Here is a 17,484-nt window from a genome sequence, read left to right on the forward strand (position 1 = left end):
GGCGCGGTGGCTGACCGCACCAAAATAGGGTCCGTCACGCCGAAACGGCGCGCGGGTGAATGGCCCCCCGCGCAATGGCGGAGGGCAGCGTTTCAAAGCAATCAGGCGCTTTTGAACTTGTTGACGAACTCGGTGCGGGTTTCCGCATACCACGGCGCTTCGGCCGGCCATGGGTTGAGGTTCGCCAGCGAGTCACCCGGATAGGCCTCGGCAAAGTTCTTTTTGTAGGTATCGCCCGAATACTGGTCGGCACCCAGAACCGGCGAGTTGTAGCCGTGGCTGTCAATCGCAACACCTGCCGGTTTCGCCTGAAAGGCGAAGTCGATGAAGGCATAGACCTGATCGATATTGGCCGCGCCCGTCGGCATTGCCATACCGTCAACCCAGGCCATCGCACCTTCGATCGGGGCTTGATAGTGCACCGGCTCACCCGCCGATTTAAGTGCCAGCGGTGGGCCGTCCCAGGTTTGACCAACCACAACGCCTTCGTTCAGCAGGCCGTTCTTTTGGGTATCCGCATCGTTCCAGATCAGCTTGATCCGGTTCTTGCGCGCGATGCACCAGTCGGTGATCTGACCCCAGACCTTGCGCATGGTCTCTTCATCGCCATACGCGGCCCAGACCGAGCCCGGCTCCATCTCACCCGCGCGTTCCATGTAAAGACCTGCGCCCAGCATCATCGAATGCGCGCGACCCATGGTCTTGCCTGCATTCTCTTCGGACCAGACATCGCCATAAGACGGCGCGTCGCCTTCCGGCAGCCACAAGTCGGTGCGGTAAGCGATGCCTTCGGTGCCCCAGATATGCGGCAACCAATGCACGCCGCTGTCACCGAAGTTCCACGCATCCGTGCCGATTGCGGCCATTGCTGGGTTCACCAGATCGATCGGCACCTTGTTCATGTCGAAGGGTTGCAGCAGTTCCAGCGGCTCCCATTGCAGCGAGCGGTTGTTGGTCGGCGACACGATGTCAAAACCCTGACCTTTGGTCGCCTTCATCTTGTTGATGATTTCTTCGTTCGACCCGATCCCGGTGTAGTTCACTTTGATCCCGGTCAGAGTCTCAAACTCCTGAATGAAGCTGGGCGGCAGGTAATCCGACCACATCAGAATGTTGATCTCACCCGAGGACGCCAGCGCGCTTTTGCTGTAAAGCGGTGCCGCCAGCGCAGCAGCACCCGCGCTTTTCAGGACAGTGCGTCTGGAAAGCGTTTTCCGTTCAGCCATTTTCGTTTCTCCCGTTGTTGGACTTTGTAGTTTTTTTGTTTTGTCAGTGCAGGCTAGACCTTTGCCGCAGCGCTGTCAGTCCAAAAGTGACAGTTATCAGTTTTCATAGGTCCAGTTTGCAATCTCATCCGCCAGAACCGCGAACAGGTCACGGCTCCATCCAGACTGAGACACCATAGGACGGGATTTCTGAAGTACCAAACAGATAGTGACGTTCTTCGCGATCAGGCAGGACCTGCTCGGTTGCGCTGAAATTGAAGGCGAAAAACAACTCTCCTCGTCGTGTGACGCGCATATCCCGGTTGTTTTCCGTTACCGGGATGTCTGCCCAGTTCAGCGCCTGTGCCAGAACGGCCTGCAACAATGGCCCGCGCGGAATCATCGCCAGGTACATCGCCCGATCCGACTGCACAATCGCCGGGCTGCCGTCGCGGTAAACGCTGGAAAAACGGGCTGTTACCGAATGTGTGGTCTCGATGATTTCACGCCATCCGGTGAATTCGTGCTGGGTTCCGTCCTGCAGCCGTACTGATTCCCGGGCCAGATCGGGCAATGATTCGACCCTCAGAACCCGGACACCGGCCAGATCGGCCAGCTCTCCGGGGGCGAGGTTTTGCGGCGTGTGCATGGCAGCGGTCTTGCTGCCCGCGCGCGCCCCGATCAGCAGCTTTGCCTGACTGTCCCGCAGCCTTTTCGCAAGGTCCGGCGAGACGATCATGCTTTGCGGTAAAACGATCAGTGTATAGCCGGTCAGATCATCATCTGGCCCGACAAAATCCAGATCGACGCCAAAAGATCGCAGCCCCGCGTACCATTCACGGAAGATTTGCGCATTCGGGAACGCATCGTCATGCGGCAGGATATCCGCAGCCCAGATGGACGCATAGTCCAGCAGGATCGCCACCGATGCCCGTTGACGCTCGGCCGGAGGCAACGCATCACGCTCCTGAGCCACTTGCGCCAGTTCCAGCGCGGCCTGATCCGGGCTGCCGTCCGAGCGCAGCAGGGCGGTGTGAAACTGCTCTTGCGCGAACTTGGCCTGACGCCAGCGGAAAAACATCACCGCCTGCGCCCCGTGCGCATAGGCAGCCCAAGTCCACAGCCGAACCATGCCGTCTGCCGGGGACGGGTTCTTTTCCGCCCAATCCACTGGGCCGGGTTGCTGTTCCAGCACCCACATGCGGCCCCTGCCCTGTGATCGGTAGAGGTCGCAGTGAAACCCCTGATAGTCCGGCGCGCCCGTGCGCAGGTACCTGTGTTTGTCTTCATCAGACAGCGTCGAACCCAGCAGATTGCCCAGCGGATAGCTGTCGAACCCGACAATATCCAGATCGGCCGCCACGGCGTGGTGGTCAAACTCGAAACTGCCTGCCATGAAATTGTGCGTGATATCCCGGCCCGGAGAGTATTCGCGAAGAATGTCCACCTGAGCCCGATTGAACAGCCGCACCCGATCCGAGGAATAGCGCGCGAAATCCAACGCGTGGGTCGGATTGGGGCTGGCCACCAGCCCATTGGGCGGTTCAATCTGGTCAAAGCTGGAATAGGCAGAGGCCCAGAATACCGTGCCCCATGTCCTGTTCAGATTGTTGATCGTGCCGTAACGCTCGGCCAACCAGCGCCGGAACCCGTCGCGCGCCGCGTCCGAATAGCTGAGCACCGTGTCGTGATCGTTATATTCATTGTCGATCTGCCAGGCATGAACATAGGGGTTCTCACCATAACGACGCGCGTACTCGGTGGCGATCCGACGGGACTCGGCCAGATAGACCTCGCTGGAAAAGCAGTAGTGCCTGCGAGATCCAAATCCCCGCACCCGCCCATCCGGGCCGACCGGCAGTATTTCGGGGTGCTCATCAATCAGCCATTTCGGAGGCGCAGCCGTCGGTGTGGACATCATCACCCGCAGCCCGGCATCCCCCAGAAAGTCTATCACCTCGTCCAGCCAGACCCACTGGAATTGCCCGCGTTCTGGCTCGATCAGGCCCCAAGTGAATTCGGCAATGCGCACCCAGTCGAGGCCCATCTCGACCATCCGGCGCGCATCTTCGCGCCACAACGACCGATCCCATTGTTCGGGGTAATAGCAGACCCCCAGCTCCAGTTTGCTCATCGGTCTTCCCTCGCCGTGCGGCGTTCTATCCATTTCAGGAAGCTGGCGCAGCCCAGCGTGATCACGACATAGAGGATTGCCGCGGTGTTAAACGGCGCAAAGGGCAGAAAGCTGGCCGCCTGAAACTCGCGCATCCGCTGGGTCATGTCGCGGACCGACAGGATCGACAGCAACGAGGTATCTTTGATCATCGCAATGAATTCATTGCCCAAAGGCGGCGTCACGATCCGCAACGCCTGCGGCAGGATGATCAGCCGCGCGGTCTGCCAGCGCGACAGGCCGAGCGAGCCCCCGGCCTCAATCTGCCCGCGAGGGATGGCTTCGATGCCGGACCGGAAAATCTCGGCCATATACGCGGAATAGCCCACGGAAATCGCGATGATCCCGCGTGTCATGTTGGTCATATCGATGCCGCCGCCGGTGGCATCCTTGACTGCACCGGCCAGAGGCAGGCCGATATAGAGGATGATCACCAACATCGGAATGCCGCGGATCGTGTCGACAAAGAATTCGGCCCCCACGGCCAGCGGGTGCAGCTTGTGCTGGGCCCCGCCCACCGTCAGCGTCAGCAGCAGAAAGCCAAAGACGGCAAAGGCCAGTGCCGGATTTCGGTATTTGTCCGGCAAAAAACTGGTTTGCCAGATCACCGGATAACCTTTGGTATTTATGCCCACCGGAACAAAGGCGCCCGATACGCTGTCGACGGTTTCAATCTGTTCCAGTGCGCTGGCGGCATCCGGGGCGCTGCGGATGCGGTATTGCTGGCTTTCGCCCTCCTCCTGAAACTCACCAAAGCGGATCATGTCGGCCTGCGCTTGAGGGGTGCCCCGTACGATGGCGATGCGGGCGTCCAGCGTGCCAACAAGTTCGTATTTCACTTGGGGCTGCATGAAGAAGAACGCCGAGATAGCCAGCAAGGCCAGACTGATGCAGCCATAGGTAACCGTGGTGCGGGCCTTTGGTTTGAATGATTGCAGCCCAACCCAGATCAGGCCGAGAATAGCGGCGAAGATATAAGCGAAGATGGCGGCCCGGAACGTGATCGCCACACCGGTTGCGAATTGCCAATGCGCCATGAACAACAGGTAGAACAGCACCGCGCCGGTCAGGATTTCAAAACCCAGCTGCGCATAGCTTCGTGACCCATTGGGCAGGCGCGAAGACAGAAGGACAGCTGCTACGACAAGTGCGTAAATCACCAGCACGATCTGCAAACCGGTCTGAACGGCCTCGACCACCTCGGGGAACAGCACCCAGGTCTGCGAGGACCTGTCGATCAGGGTCGATGTGTTCTCGCTGAGCGCGTGAAAGAAGACAGACTCGGCAAAGGGCATCAGCACCTGTGGCGCAACGAACCCAAGAACCGCCAGGGCCATAGCCGCAGGCAACGCCATCAGCGCCGAGATGCGCAACCACCCCGGTACCGTCTGAAAACGCGCATTGCGGGCGCAGAGGTATCCAAGGATGGCAACCGCCAGAACAATCAGAAACCCGACAAAGATCGGCCCTGCATTATTGCCAATCCCCAGGATCGCAATCAGCGAGCGCAGGTATTTCGACGAGGTGGCAAACAGATAGATGATGAACGGAGCAGCGGCGAGCAACACAAGGTTGCTCGGACGGATCGAGCTTAGGCGCGACATGGGACCTCTCTGCTGATATGCGGCCCGGCCACCGGTGGCGCCGGGCCGTTACGGGAAGGACCGGGTTACTCGGTGCTCCAGTATTTGCCGATCAACGCGTCCAGGGTACCGTCAGCCTTGATCGCCGCCAGTCCCTCGTTGATGGCATCCACGGTTGCGTCACCTTCCTGGAAGACAATGCCCAGCGGGTCGGATTGAAGACCGGTGATCCCTACGGTCAGCTCACCCGCGAACTCCTGTTCATAGGCCGCTGCCGAGGTGCCGTCGATGATGACGCCCTGCACATCAGCGTTCTGCAGAGCCAGAATCGCGGCCGAGAAGTTGTCGTAGAGGCTGACGTTCTCGCGCCCGACCAGTTCCTCGGCCAGTTGCGCGTTGGTGGTGCCGGTCTGCGCCGCCAGTTTCTGACCACCGGCCTTGAAATCGTCCAAGGTCATATCACCGTTGTCGACCTGCAGCAGAATGGCCTGACTGACCACGATATAGGGTTCCGAGAAATCCATCGTCTCTTCGCGTTCAGGCGTGATCGAAACGCCCGAGATCACCAGATCGAATTCTCCCTGCTGAAGCGCGGCAAAGATGCCATCCCAGGCGGTGTTCACAAAGTTCGGAACACAATTCACCTTTGCACAGATCGCATTCATCACATCCACGTCAAAGCCCACGATCTCACCTGTCGCCTCATCGACCGTTTCCATCGGCGGATAGGTGGCGTCGGTTCCGATCTTCAGCACCCGCCCTTCCAGATCGGCGGCAAAGACCGCCGGGGCGGCTATCGCGGTCAGGGCGGCTGCGGCCAGTAGGTTTTTCAACATCTTCAAGTACTCCTCTGTTGGTTTATTTGATGGGCGCCGTTTGCGGCGCGGGGGTGTCAGGTTGGCGCTCGATGAGTGTGGCCCTGATCTTTTTCTGGGTCTCGGACGGGTCTGCCCCGTCCAAAGCTTTCAACATGTATTCGCCCAGCAAGCGGCTGGTCTCTTCGATCGGCACATAATAGGTGCTGGGCGGCGGCACGAAATAGCGGCTGAGCTGCAGATCGTCGGTTGAGATCACCACCAGATCGCGACCAATCTGGACCCCTGCGGCATGGGCGGCGGACAGCACGCCCAACGTCATGGCTTCATTCGCGCAGATACAGGCCGTGGGGCGATCTGGCAGCCGCATCAGTGCGTCAAAACTGTGCTGCCCAGTGCGCGCCGTAGTCGGGCCGTTGAAGATCAAGGCCGGGTCCGGCGCGATCCGTGCATTGACTAAGGCCTGTTGGTACCCGGTTTGACGCTGACGCGCATAGATCAACTCGGTCGGAGGGTTGACCAGGGCAATGCGCCGGTGGCCCAGCCGCACCAGCCGCGCAGTGGCGTCAAATGCGGCGGCCTGACTGTCGAAATCCACAAAGGCATGGTGCGTTTCGCTGTCGCTCATCCCCATGGTCACAAAGGGGAACCCATTATGTTGCAGATACGCGATGCGCGGGTCACCTTGCAGCGTGCCCGAGAATATGGCGCCATCGGCCAGCCCATCCTGAACGATCCGCGCCAAGGTCGCCATGGCATCCGGGATATCTGCCACGTTGAACACGCTCATTTCATACCGCGAGCCCTGCAACGCCGCAGAGATTCCGGCCAGAATGCGAGTGAACTCCACCCCTTCCCATTCATCGGCCGCGTCCGGCGACACACTGACCAGAACCGCAATGCGGTAGGATTTGTTGGTGCGCAGCTTCAACCCGTCCATGTTGACGCGATAGCCAAGGCGGGTGGCAGCAGCCTGAATCTCCTGCCTTGTCTTTTCGCGGACCGAAACTGCCCCGCGCAACGCGTTCGAGACTGTACCGACGGAATAGCCGGTCTCTTTCGCGATGGACTTGATCGTTGCGCGTGCCATTACCCGACCTCCGCCGCAAGCTGGTGCATCAGAAAGGTTCGTCCTGTCCGCAAGGTCTCGGCGTGGTTGGGCGTTTCATCATGTTCGACGAACAGATCGCTGCACGGGCTGTTTGCCAGAATGCGCAGCACGCGGGGCCAGTCCACCATGCCCTGACCCAGATTGCGCCAACGCTCATCGCCGTAGCCTGCCGACGGGTCCGCGTCCTTGGCATGAACCGAAACGATCCGGTCCGCATAGCGCTGCAGCAGCATTGTCGGGTCCTGCTGCGAAACTTCCAGCCACCCGATATCGGGCTGCCAATACAGGTTTTCATGCGACAGAATCAGGTCCAGAGGCGTTTCGCCGGTATCGCCCACCAGATCGAAATCATGATTGTGATAAGCCAGACGAATACCCTGTGCTGCAAGCTGACTCGCCCAGCCCGCCAGCCGATCCGCCATGGCAGCCCATTCCGTGGCTGTGGCAGGCCGTTCCTCGGGCTCCAGCCACGGCATGACGGCCACAGGGCAGTGCAAAAGACGCAACAGCTCCACAATATCGTCGAACCGCGTTTCAAACTCGGGCCAGTCGAAATGCGCCGAGCGTACAGTCAGGCCTGATCGCGCCACCTGTTGCGCCACACCACGGGGGGGCAGATCATGGAACCCAATCGTTTCGATATCCACGAACCCGCAGGCGCCGATCAGTTCAAGCTGGGATGCCAGATCCCCAACCTGCCGAACGGTATAAAGCTGCGCCGCAATCCGCATTTACCGGGCTTATCCTATATTGAAACGTTTCAATTAGGTTGAAACAGTGCGACCTTACTTGTCAAGATAAGGGTTCAGCTGCGCTTAAAGGCCCACTACGCGACCCGCCTTGCCTGACAAGCGGTCAGGATTCAGATGTTGTTAGCGCTATCATTTTTTGATATCGCCGAGCACATGAGACCCAGCAGAGCGCTTTAAGGCGTCACAACCCCGCACCAACTGGAATGCCGGAGGCCAAACTGATAGGTGGCACCCCTACCGGTCCCGCCCCAACAGGTACTGATCATGCAAAATATCCGCGCTGATTTTCCCAAGGACTTCCTCTTTGGCTTTTCGACCTCTGGCGGTCACCACGATGCTGAACCGCTGAACCTTGGCCCGGTGCAAAAGGCCGGGTTTGACTGTTATCGCTTTTCGACCAGTTGGGCACATGTTCTGCCCGAAGGCAGGGGATCGGTGAATCAGGTCGGGCTGGACGACTACGACCGTCTTGCCGATGCCTTGCTTGAGCATGGTATCCGCCCTTGTGTAACGCTCTGTGGCACCGATCTTCCCCTGGCGCTGGACGATCTGGGTGGCTGGCGAAACCGCGATGTTGCGGGCTGGTTTGCCGACTATACCGAAACCCTCATGAGCCGCATTGGTGACCGCATGTTCAGCGTTGCCCCGATAGACGCGCCTGCATGGTACGGCGCCCCGGACTTGCGCGACATCCGTACCACCACACGCAGGATGCATCACATGCTACTGGCCCATGGCCGCTCGATTGAGGCGATGCGCGGGCTGGGCATGACCAATCTGGGTGCGGAAATCCCTCCGGAATGGGCCGAGAACGACTCTCGTTCCGCTGACCTGTTAAGCGGCATATTCAACAACGCCTACCCGGAAGTCACGGTAGCGGAATTAGAGCCATACCTGCCGGAGGGCTGGCAGGAGGATTTCGACATCATCGGTACTCCGGTTGACTGGTGCGGTTTGCATTGCGATGCCCGCGGACCAATCGACGCCGCAGCCTTGACCCGCATCCAGCATGGCTTCACCAAAGACCTGCCCCTCTATTTCACCGAAAGCAGCAACTCGGAACGCCAGCAAGATCCTGCCCGGTTCAACCAGATCCTGCAGGCTGTGCACGAGGCTCTGGACCAGGGCGTGCCGGTGAAAGGACTGTTCATCCACGCATCAAGGATTGAAAATCTGCCTGCTCTGGAAACCAAATTGAGAGGAAGCAAGGTGTCTCTGCCCCTTGCACAGCCCGCCGGTACCATGCACGAACACTGGAATCTGGTTGCAGATATTGGCGGGACCAATACGCGGCTGGGTGTGATTTCGAACGGCAAGCTGGCCGATCTGCGCAAATACCCGACGGGCACCCTGTCTGACTTGCTTGCGGTGTTTCACAGCCTGCGCGACGAGATCGGCACCGATCCGCGCGCCGTTGTAGCCGCTGGGGCCGGCCCGGTCAGGGACGGGACGATCCGCCTGACAAACGCAAATCTCGATCTTTCCGAGGCCGATATCAGCAAGGCCACCGGTGCGCAGCATACCTTTGTGATCAACGATTTCACTGCCGCCGCGTGGTCCGTTGCCGAAGTCACCGGCAACGACGTCGAGGTTCTGCAGGGGGAAACCACCCCGCCACCCGGCACCAGGCTGGTGGTTGGACCGGGCACCGGGCTTGGCGTCGGCGCCCTGCTCTATTCCGATGGCCGCTACCACACGGCATCGGGTGAAGGCGGCCATGTCGGCCTGTCGCCCCGCCATGTGGATGAGGTCGAGATTTTCCGCGCCGCCCGCCACATCGCCCCGGATTGCTTTTTTGACGACACTCTGGTGCTAGAGGCCGAAATGTTCCTCAGCGGAACCGGCCTGCCGATCCTGTATCAGGCTGCCGGAATGGCCGCCGGTCAAGCCGATACGCCAAAACGCAGCGCCCGGGACATTCTGGAGGACGCCCGCACGCAAACCGATCCGATTGCAGTGAAAACGGCGCATATGTTTACCACCCATCTGGGCGCGGTGATGGGCGATCTGGCCGTTGTGCTCATGCCCTCGGGCGGCGTTTTCCTTGTGGGCGGTGTCGCCGAAAAGAACCGCTGGCTGTTCAAGGACGCGTTCCGCGATGCGTTCAACGCGGGCGGTCGGTTCAGCGATCTTCGGCGATCGTTCAACCTGTATGTGTCGGAACAAGACGAATTTGGCATTGTTGGCGCTAACAATTTCTGTAAAAGTGCCCTGACGCGCTAAAATACGCGCTTGATCCCATGAAACAGAAAGGTCCCGGCATGATCCTATGCTGTGGTGAAGCCCTGATCGACATGATCCCCACTCCGACCGTTTCGGGCGAAGAAGGCTTTGTACCCCATTCCGGCGGCGCCGTTTTCAACACGGCCATAGCACTGGGGCGGCTGGGGGCTCCGGCCGGGCTGCTGACGGGGCTGTCTTCGGATATGTTCGGGGAACAATTGGCCGACGCCCTGCAGGCCAGCCATGTGGACGGCAGCCATGTGATCCGCTCGGACCGCCCGACAACGCTGGCCTTTGTGCAACTGAAGGACGGGCACGCGACCTACAGCTTCATGGATGAAAACTCGGCCGGGCGGATGTTGATGCCCGAGGATATGCCCAGCCAGTTGCCCGCCGTGTCGGCGCTGTATTTCGGCGGCATCAGCCTGGCCTGTGAACCCTGCGCCGACGCCTATGCCGCGCTTTTGGCCCGACACGGGGCGGATCGGGCGGTGATGATCGACCCGAATATCCGGCCGGATTTCATCAAGGACCAGACCCGCTATCGCACCCGGCTGAACCGGATGGTCGCACAGGCGGATATCGTGAAGGTCTCGGACGAAGATCTGGACTGGATCGTTCCAGGCCCCGAAACCATCGGTCAGAAAGTACCTCTGCTGCTGCAGGCGGGGCCGGCCGTTGTCATCGTCACCCGGGGCCGCGACGGTGCGTCGGGCTATTTGGCGGATGGGTCCGAGACCTCGGTCCCTGTTCAACCGGTCGAGGTGGTCGATACGGTCGGTGCAGGCGATACATTCAACGCCGGCGTTCTGGCCCAACTCGAACGCGACGGTCATCTAAGCAAAGCCGCCCTACGCGCCCTGACCCCCGACCAATTGCGCACAGCCCTTTCCAAAGGGGCCGAGGTTGCCGCCGTCACCGTATCCCGCGCCGGGGCAAACCCGCCCTGGGCGCACGAGCTTTGATCCATAAGAGACAGACATGAAACGATCCGACATCAACGCCATCAAGACCGAGGCCGAGGCCTTTATCCGCTCATTCGGAGCGGTGCTGCCGCCCTTTGCCAACTGGTCCCCGGAACAGATGCGCAGTGAAAAGGCCGCAGGCATACGCGAGCGCGGGTTGGGCTGGGACATCACCGATTACGGGCAGGGCCGCTTTGACGAGCTTGGCCTGTTTCTGTTCACCCTGCGCAACGGCGATGTGGGCGATTTGAATAATGGCCGGGGGATGCTCTACGCCGAAAAGCTGCTGGTCTCGCGTGACAAGCAGCTGTCACCGATGCACCGCCACATCATCAAAGCCGAGGATATCATCAACCGGGGCGGCGGCGATCTGGTGATGGAGATTTATGCCTCGGACGCCGAAGGTGGCATAGACCGCGACAATCCCGTTGTCGTGCCCAGCGATGGCTGCCCGGTCACCATCAAACCCGGCGAGTTGCTGCGCCTGAAACCGGGCGAAAGCGTTACCCTGATGCCTGGTATCTGGCACGCGTTCTGGGCCGAAAGGGGCGATTGCCTGATCGGAGAAGTCTCGACCGTCAATGACGACCGCACCGATAACGTGTTCGAAGATCCGATCCCGCGTTTTGCCACCATCGAAGAAGACGCTGCGCCCGATTTCCTTCTGGTTGCGGACTACTATTCCTGAAAAAAGATAAGTCCCTTTTCCTAAACCGGAAAAGCGCATTAACATGGTCCTTGAAGCCGGGGTTGAGGGTGTTAGCCTCAACCCGCGCGCACCCATTGCAAGAGGACCGGTCCCATGGTCACGAAAGCCGAGCTTGAAGCCCAGGTCGCCGATCTGCGTCGCCAACTGGCCGAGCAATCCGCAGCCAGCAATCAGGATTCCGAGCCAGAACCAAATGACTCGGTTGCCGACAGGATTGCCGAAAACTTCGACAACTGGTCCGGTCAGTTGGAAGAAGCCCTGACCGAATTGGAAGACCTGCCGCACAAACGGCCGATCCTGTTTGCGCTTGGTATTTTCACGCTTGGCTATTTGCTAGGCCGGTCCCGGTAGGAGCCCGATCATGAGCCGCATTTCCCGCAACATTTCAATCGTACTGCGCGCCGAACGGCTGATCGCACAACGCCATGTCGCGGTGGCGGCCCGCCGCACAGGATTCTACGCCGCAGCCGGGCTGGCCGTAGGGCTGGCGGTCATCATGCTGAACGTGGCCGGGTTCTTCTGGCTGTCGGCAAGCCTGTCGAAACCGCTCGCCGCGCTGATCATGGCCGGGGCCAACCTGCTGCTGGCGCTGATCCTTGCCCTGTTGGCCAACACTCAGAACGCGCAGGCCGATACAACGGCAGCGGTCGAGCTGCGCGACATGGCCTTGCAAGACATCGAGACCGAGATCACAGACACCCTGTCCGAGGTGCGCGGCACCGTGGCGGGTCTCCGGCGCGACCCGCTGGGCGCGCTGACGCCCGATGTCATCAGCGCGATCCTGGGAACGTTGGTTAGGTACGCCCGGCGACGGAAAAACAAACCGGACCAATAGCGGCGTTTATATCATCTGCGCCGCAGCGCGGGCTATCACCATTTCTTCGTTTGTGGGGATCGTCAGGATGCGAACGCGGCTGAAATCGGTCGACAGAACCGTGCCGCCATCGGCATTTCTGTTGTGGTCCATGTCAATGCCGATCCAGCGCATTCCCTCGCAAACTCTTTGTCGGATCTGAGCCGAGTTCTCACCTATCCCGCCTGTAAAGACCAAGGCATCCAGCCCTTCCAACGCGGCGGACAAAGCCCCAAGTTCACGGCGAATACGGAATACGTAATAGTCGATCGCGCGACGCGCTTCGGGCGTTTCCGCAGCCAAAAGAGTGCGCATATCCGACGACATTCCCGACAGGCCAAGCAGACCAGACTTGCGATAGAGCATTTCGGCGATTTCATCCGCGCTCATACCCTCCTGCTGCATCATGTACAGCACGACACCGGGGTCCAATTGTCCGCTGCGGGTGCCCATCGGCAATCCATCCAGCGCAGAGAAGCCCATGGTCGAGGCAAGCGCCCGCCCACCAGAGACCGCACACATAGATGCCCCATTTCCCAGATGGGCGATAACCACGCGGCCGTCATACAGGCTCGGGGCAATTTCCTTCAGTTTCTGCGTGATGTAATCATAGCTCAGGCCATGAAACCCGTAACGGCGCACACCCTTGTCATAGTAGCTTTGTGGCAACGCGAAAGTGTCGTTGACCCACGGGTGTGTCCGGTGAAAGGCGGTGTCGAAGCAGGCAACCTGAACCGTGTCGGGAAAGGCGGCGCTGGCCGCCTGAATACCGGCAAGGCTATAGGGTTGGTGCAGCGGGGCAAAAGGAACGAACTCGGCCAGTGTTTCAACAACTTTTTCGTCGATCCGCACGGGCTCGGAATAAACGGTTCCACCATGAACGACCCGGTGACCAATAGCGCGGATGTGAATGTCTGGAAGATACTCCCGCGCCATATCCAGAAAGGCCTGAATGGCGCCATCGTGCCCTTTGGCATCGGTAAGCGGCTGGTTGATTGACCGCCCTCCAGAAGATTCCGCCAGAAGCCGGGGCGCATCCCCCAAGCGTTCAATCTGGCCATGCCACCGCATTCTTGGGCGGTTGCGCTCGCCCAGTTCATACAGCCCAAATTTCAACGAAGAAGAACCGGCATTCAGCGCCAGAACGTGGTCAGCCATGGATTTTACCTTTGTTCGCCTGCGCATGCAGTGCTGCCACCGCGCAGGAGGCCAGCCGCGATGCGTCATCATCCGCCCGCGATGTCAGAATGATCGGCACGGTGGCACCGACAACGATCCCCGCCGCCTCGGCATGTGAGATATAGGTCAGCTGTTTTGCCACCATGTTGCCTGCCTCAATATTCGGGGCCACCAGAATATCCGCCGCCCCGGCCACCTCAGAGGTGATGCCCTTGGTGCGTGCCGCGTTCAGGTCCACCGCGTTGTCCATCGCCAATGGGCCATCGACCAGACCGCCGGTGATCTGGCCGCGCTCGGCCATTTTCGACAGCAGCGCCGCATCAACGGACGAGGGCATATGCGGGTTGATCGTCTCAACCGCCGACAATACGCCAACCTTGGGCGTTTCGATCCCGATGGAATGCGCCAGATGGATGGCGTTCTGCACGATGTCGGCCTTGGTTTCCAAGTCGGGGGCAATGTTGACCGCCGCATCCGTCACCATGATCGGCCGCGACATGCCCGGCACATCCATCACGAACACATGTGACAGGCGCCGCCCCGTCCGCAGCCCTCTGTCCCGGCGCAAAACCGCGTGCAGCAGTACATCCGTATGCAGATGCCCCTTCATCAGGGTCTCTGCCTTGCCTTCGACCACAAGGTCAACCGCACGATGGGCGGCGATCTCGTGGCTGTTGGCCTCGATGATTTCGATCCCCGACAGATCGGCACCCAGTTCGACCGCAGCAGCGGCGATCTTGTCCGGGTCACCCAACAGGATCGGCGTGATGATACCCTTGGCCTTGCCCAGCAGCGCACCGCCCAGCGAGTTCGGCTCTTCCGGGGCGACCACCGCAGTGGGCATCGGGTCCATCGGCTCGGCCTTTGCGATCAACGCATCGAAGTGACGGTGGCGCTGAACGATCAGGCCGGGCACCTCGACCGAGTCGAAGGTCATATGTTTGGCCGGTGGCGTAACCTGCACCTCACCGCTGAGGACCAAGGCATTGTCGCCGACGCGTCGCACTTCGGCGGCACACAGCAAGTCGCCGTCCTCGCGCTTTTCAGTCACGGTGACAAAGGCGGTGACTTCGTCGCCGGCTATAACGGGAAGGTGGAAGGACAGGTTCGCCCACCGGGTCTGCGTGCCGGCACCGGGCAGGATATTGCCCAGGACCGCCGCGATCAGACCGGCAGGCCACAGGGCCGGTGCCACTGCCTCGGGGCGGCCGTCCCCATCACCATCATACGCTGCCAGATGCAGCGGGTTGTGATCGCCCGAAGCCGAGGCAAAAGCATAGAGGTCATCGATTGTGCACAAGCGCGTCACCTGTGCTTCGTCTCCGACCTCAACCTGCGCGTAAGTGCGGTTTTCTTCTATCTTCATTGCGGCATGACCTTGTTCACTGCGGCAGCCTTGCGCGCCCGGGATCCGGGGGCAGGTTTGGCCGGGGCATCGGATTTCTTTTCGATCTCTGCAATATCGAGTGTCTCGTACAGCGCCTGCGCCATCTCTACAAGTTCGGGCGACGGGTTCGGGATATCGCCCAGAACACGCTTGATCAGGTCAACTGCCTGTTTTCTGTCCGAGGTGCGCGGCAGCAGATCGGGCAACGAGCCCATTGCGCCTTGTTCGTCGAAGGTCACGATCACGGTCTGTTCGTGCAACATCCGCTGGCGTTGTTCGACGGTCAGGTCCTTAAAGGGGGCTTCATATTTGAAAACATGCGCCCAGCGGTGCAAGATCTCGGCCCGGAAGCTCTGATTGCTGGCGCCCAACAGCAGCAAAAGGCGGATCACCGCCTCGGCCAAACCACCCTGTTTCATATGCGCCAGCGCGGCTTCGACCTGTGGCAAAGAACGCAGGGATTCGGGATCGGGCAAGGTGCGGTGTGCCGCGTATTTCTTGCCGAACCACGCAGCCAAGGGCCCACCCCAGATGGTAAAGAACGTGGCCTCGTACCACGCATCGCGCAGATCTCGGTTCAGATCCATGACCTGCTCGATCCAGTCGGCGGTCAGTTTCTCAAGCTCAAGATAAGGATTGTCCGGCGCGGCGGGGTCGCGCTGTTCGCGCACCGTGTCGGCCAGATGCTCCACACCTTTCATCACCGGGTTTGCAGAGGACATGGCAGCCCGCTGCACGCGCAACGGATGCAAATCGCGCAGGGCCTTTGCTCCCAACGGTGTGGACAGGGACCGCACAACCGGACGCCCGAAGGTTTCATAGACATTGGCCTGCACCTCGGACATATGCGCCACGGCGGCAAAGCTGGCTTCGTCCTCCTGACCGTCATCCAGCGCGGCCACATCTTCCAGGGTACGGTCATGGAACCGGACCTCGAACCGCTTGTCCTGACCTTCGCCTTCGATGTTCTCGATCACCATCTCGTAAAGGCCCGGCGCCATCGCCTCGACCGTTTCCAGGGTCGAGGCCAGCTCGGTATGTTCCTTCCGCGCCACTTTGGACGAAACGAAAATGCCCAGATGGCCGACCTCATCATGCAGCATGTAGATGATCCGCTGCCCGCGCAGGCGGATTTCCTCTTCGTCCGCATAGGTTGCAGCAATCCAGTTCAGCGCCTGCTGCGGCGGCGTGATGTTGTCACCCTGACTGGCGAAGACAAAGATCGGGCCTTTGATGGCCTTGATATCCACCGGCACGCCGGGCTCCAGCTGAGCGGTGTTCTTGACCAACCGGTTGCCGACAAACAGCTGCTCGACAATCCAATGGATTTCGGCCTCGTTCAGAATGAAATAGCCACCCCACCAGCGCTCGAATTCAATGAAGCGTTTCCAGCCCGCTTCGGGGTCGCGATACAGATCGAAATACTTGCCGAAATAGTTGCGGCTGGGATTCAGCTGTTCGAAGTTCATCACCAGATTGGCGCCGTCGAACTTGCCCGCGCCCAGATCGGACCAGAACATCGGCTGCCATGTGCCCCCCAGGACGCCCGCATTATAGCGCATCGGGTTTTCACCCACCTCACCCGACCATGGCGCAACCGGCGCACCGTTCAGGATCAACGGCCCGGTCAGGTCCGGATTGCAGGCGGCCATCAGCAGGGTCGCCCACCCGCCCTGACAGTTCCCTGTCACCACGGGCTGAGGGCTGTCCGGGTGGCGCGCCCGCACAGTGCGGACAAAACCGGCCTCGGCGTGCATGACATCAGCAAGGGTCTGGCCGGGCACCGGATCACGCCCGAAACTGACGAAATAGACGGGATGACCCTTGGACAGGGCCACGCCCACCTGACTGTCCGGCTTGAAACCTCCGATCCCACCGCCGTGCCCCGCGCGCGGGTCAATGATGATATAGGGACGTTTTTTATCATCCACCATCGCGCCTTCGGGCGGCAGAATACGTAGCAGTTGGTAATTGCAGGCGCGTTTCAGCGTTTTACCATCGACGATGACGTCGTAGTCATAGACCAGCACCGGAGGGCAACCCGCGGCCTCATGCTCGAGAAACACATCGCCGCGTTCGCGCAGCGCGTCCATGGTCAAAACCACCCGTTGCGAGGCGTCCTTCAGGTAGCTTGCCCAGTCTTTCGCCATGGACTGCGACCGCATAAGGCGTTGGGTCGCATCGGCAAACCCCTGCATCAGGTCCCGGGTGCGTTCCGAATGGGTTTCGGCTATCTTTTCCGACTGCAACCGGGCCGACTGGGCCAGCAGGTGCCACTGGACGCCCGACTGGTCCAGCGCGCGGGTTACAATGTCAAACGTCCGGTCCTGAACCGCGGCCGCATCCTGCGCCATCTCGGAACCAAGTTTAAGCGAAGTCTTCTGAACATTTGAAAACATGATCCTGTCCTTTACCCACCCTGATTCCCGGCATTGGCAGCTTGCGCCTCAGTCGGATGATTGGTCCCGTCCAGCCTGAACATTTGGGCCGATCCTTTCGCGAATTCTGCAGTGCAGCGTTCCGAGTTTC

14 protein-coding genes are annotated in these 17,484 nt (G+C 60.2%); 5 read left to right on the forward strand and 9 right to left on the reverse strand.

Annotation, left to right across the window (positions count from 1 at the left end; translation table 11 throughout):
- Nucleotides 1-101 precede the first annotated feature (101 nt).
- The 6 genes from GOX88_RS12045 to GOX88_RS12070 all read right to left on the reverse strand — a co-directional run bounded on the left by GOX88_RS12045 (nucleotide 102) and on the right by GOX88_RS12070 (nucleotide 7,618).
- A complete protein-coding gene (locus GOX88_RS12045) occupies nucleotides 102-1,226 on the reverse strand; it encodes an extracellular solute-binding protein (RefSeq protein ID WP_170401802.1) in 1,125 nt (374 codons plus the stop codon).
- 148 nt (nucleotides 1,227-1,374) lie between these two features.
- A complete protein-coding gene (locus GOX88_RS12050; RefSeq protein ID WP_170401805.1) occupies nucleotides 1,375-3,339 on the reverse strand; it encodes a beta-galactosidase in 1,965 nt (654 codons plus the stop codon).
- Nucleotides 3,336-4,982 carry an amino acid ABC transporter permease gene (locus tag GOX88_RS12055; RefSeq protein ID WP_170401808.1) on the reverse strand — a complete coding sequence of 549 codons (1,647 nt, stop codon included), beginning with the start codon at nucleotides 4,980-4,982 and terminating at the stop codon, nucleotides 3,336-3,338. The genes GOX88_RS12050 and GOX88_RS12055 overlap by 4 nt, the downstream gene beginning before the upstream one ends.
- A gap of 65 nt (nucleotides 4,983-5,047) precedes the next feature.
- Entirely contained in the window at nucleotides 5,048-5,797 is a 750-nt protein-coding gene (locus GOX88_RS12060; protein WP_170401811.1) for a basic amino acid ABC transporter substrate-binding protein, read from the reverse strand.
- 22 nt (nucleotides 5,798-5,819) lie between these two features.
- On the reverse strand, nucleotides 5,820-6,866 hold the full coding sequence (locus tag GOX88_RS12065) for a LacI family DNA-binding transcriptional regulator (RefSeq protein WP_170401814.1): 1,047 nt from the start codon (nucleotides 6,864-6,866) through the stop codon (nucleotides 5,820-5,822).
- Nucleotides 6,866-7,618, reverse strand: coding sequence for a sugar phosphate isomerase/epimerase family protein (locus GOX88_RS12070; protein WP_170401817.1), 753 nt, complete (start codon nucleotides 7,616-7,618; stop codon nucleotides 6,866-6,868). Before GOX88_RS12070 ends, GOX88_RS12065 begins: the two co-directional genes overlap by 1 nt.
- 285 nt (nucleotides 7,619-7,903) lie before the next feature.
- Here GOX88_RS12070 and GOX88_RS12075 point away from each other — a divergent pair, with 285 nt between their 5' ends.
- The 5 genes from GOX88_RS12075 to GOX88_RS12095 all read left to right on the forward strand — a co-directional run bounded on the left by GOX88_RS12075 (nucleotide 7,904) and on the right by GOX88_RS12095 (nucleotide 12,371).
- Nucleotides 7,904-9,862, forward strand: coding sequence for a family 1 glycosylhydrolase (locus tag GOX88_RS12075; protein WP_170401820.1), 1,959 nt, complete (start codon nucleotides 7,904-7,906; stop codon nucleotides 9,860-9,862).
- A gap of 38 nt (nucleotides 9,863-9,900) precedes the next feature.
- Nucleotides 9,901-10,827, forward strand: a complete 927-nt coding sequence (locus GOX88_RS12080; RefSeq protein ID WP_170402228.1) for a carbohydrate kinase family protein — start codon at nucleotides 9,901-9,903, stop codon at nucleotides 10,825-10,827.
- A 16-nt stretch (nucleotides 10,828-10,843) separates the two neighbouring features.
- Entirely contained in the window at nucleotides 10,844-11,515 is a 672-nt protein-coding gene (locus GOX88_RS12085; protein WP_170401823.1) for a D-lyxose/D-mannose family sugar isomerase, read from the forward strand.
- A 114-nt stretch (nucleotides 11,516-11,629) separates the two neighbouring features.
- Entirely contained in the window at nucleotides 11,630-11,887 is a 258-nt protein-coding gene (locus tag GOX88_RS12090) for a hypothetical protein (protein WP_170401826.1), read from the forward strand.
- A gap of 10 nt (nucleotides 11,888-11,897) precedes the next feature.
- Nucleotides 11,898-12,371 (forward strand): hypothetical protein, encoded by a 474-nt coding sequence (locus tag GOX88_RS12095; protein WP_170401829.1) that lies wholly within the window; start codon nucleotides 11,898-11,900, stop codon nucleotides 12,369-12,371.
- Between the two features lie 6 nt (nucleotides 12,372-12,377).
- Here the strand turns inward: GOX88_RS12095 and GOX88_RS12100 are convergent, their stop codons facing one another.
- Genes GOX88_RS12100 through GOX88_RS12110 form a run of 3 tightly spaced genes read right to left on the reverse strand, consistent with a single transcriptional unit; the run spans nucleotide 12,378 to nucleotide 17,354 of the window.
- Nucleotides 12,378-13,547, reverse strand: coding sequence for an acetate/propionate family kinase (locus GOX88_RS12100; protein WP_170401833.1), 1,170 nt, complete (start codon nucleotides 13,545-13,547; stop codon nucleotides 12,378-12,380).
- Complete coding sequence (locus GOX88_RS12105; RefSeq protein ID WP_170401836.1) at nucleotides 13,540-14,934, reverse strand: bifunctional enoyl-CoA hydratase/phosphate acetyltransferase; 1,395 nt, start codon at nucleotides 14,932-14,934, stop codon at nucleotides 13,540-13,542. The genes GOX88_RS12100 and GOX88_RS12105 overlap by 8 nt, the downstream gene beginning before the upstream one ends.
- A complete protein-coding gene (locus GOX88_RS12110) occupies nucleotides 14,931-17,354 on the reverse strand; it encodes a DUF3141 domain-containing protein (RefSeq protein WP_170401839.1) in 2,424 nt (807 codons plus the stop codon). The genes GOX88_RS12105 and GOX88_RS12110 overlap by 4 nt, the downstream gene beginning before the upstream one ends.
- Between the last annotated feature and the right edge of the window lie 130 nt (nucleotides 17,355-17,484).

The organism is Ruegeria arenilitoris (assembly GCF_013030985.1).
Taxonomy (GTDB): Bacteria; Pseudomonadota; Alphaproteobacteria; order Rhodobacterales; family Rhodobacteraceae; genus Ruegeria; species Ruegeria arenilitoris_B.

Excerpts from the sequence above, each read along its gene's own strand:
- GOX88_RS12045 (WP_170401802.1), bottom strand. The coding sequence starts at position 1,226 with ATGGCTGAACGGAAAACGCTTTCCAGACGCACTGTCCTGAAAAGCGCG.
- GOX88_RS12050 (WP_170401805.1), bottom strand. The coding sequence starts at position 3,339 with ATGAGCAAACTGGAGCTGGGGGTCTGCTATTACCCCGAACAATGGGAT.
- GOX88_RS12055 (WP_170401808.1), bottom strand. The coding sequence starts at position 4,982 with ATGTCGCGCCTAAGCTCGATCCGTCCGAGCAACCTTGTGTTGCTCGCC.
- GOX88_RS12060 (WP_170401811.1), bottom strand. The coding sequence starts at position 5,797 with ATGTTGAAAAACCTACTGGCCGCAGCCGCCCTGACCGCGATAGCCGCC.
- GOX88_RS12065 (WP_170401814.1), bottom strand. The coding sequence starts at position 6,866 with ATGGCACGCGCAACGATCAAGTCCATCGCGAAAGAGACCGGCTATTCC.
- GOX88_RS12070 (WP_170401817.1), bottom strand. The coding sequence starts at position 7,618 with ATGCGGATTGCGGCGCAGCTTTATACCGTTCGGCAGGTTGGGGATCTG.
- GOX88_RS12075 (WP_170401820.1), top strand. The coding sequence starts at position 7,904 with ATGCAAAATATCCGCGCTGATTTTCCCAAGGACTTCCTCTTTGGCTTT.
- GOX88_RS12080 (WP_170402228.1), top strand. The coding sequence starts at position 9,901 with ATGATCCTATGCTGTGGTGAAGCCCTGATCGACATGATCCCCACTCCG.
- GOX88_RS12085 (WP_170401823.1), top strand. The coding sequence starts at position 10,844 with ATGAAACGATCCGACATCAACGCCATCAAGACCGAGGCCGAGGCCTTT.
- GOX88_RS12090 (WP_170401826.1), top strand. The coding sequence starts at position 11,630 with ATGGTCACGAAAGCCGAGCTTGAAGCCCAGGTCGCCGATCTGCGTCGC.
- GOX88_RS12095 (WP_170401829.1), top strand. The coding sequence starts at position 11,898 with ATGAGCCGCATTTCCCGCAACATTTCAATCGTACTGCGCGCCGAACGG.
- GOX88_RS12100 (WP_170401833.1), bottom strand. The coding sequence starts at position 13,547 with ATGGCTGACCACGTTCTGGCGCTGAATGCCGGTTCTTCTTCGTTGAAA.
- GOX88_RS12105 (WP_170401836.1), bottom strand. The coding sequence starts at position 14,934 with ATGAAGATAGAAGAAAACCGCACTTACGCGCAGGTTGAGGTCGGAGAC.
- GOX88_RS12110 (WP_170401839.1), bottom strand. The coding sequence starts at position 17,354 with ATGTTTTCAAATGTTCAGAAGACTTCGCTTAAACTTGGTTCCGAGATG.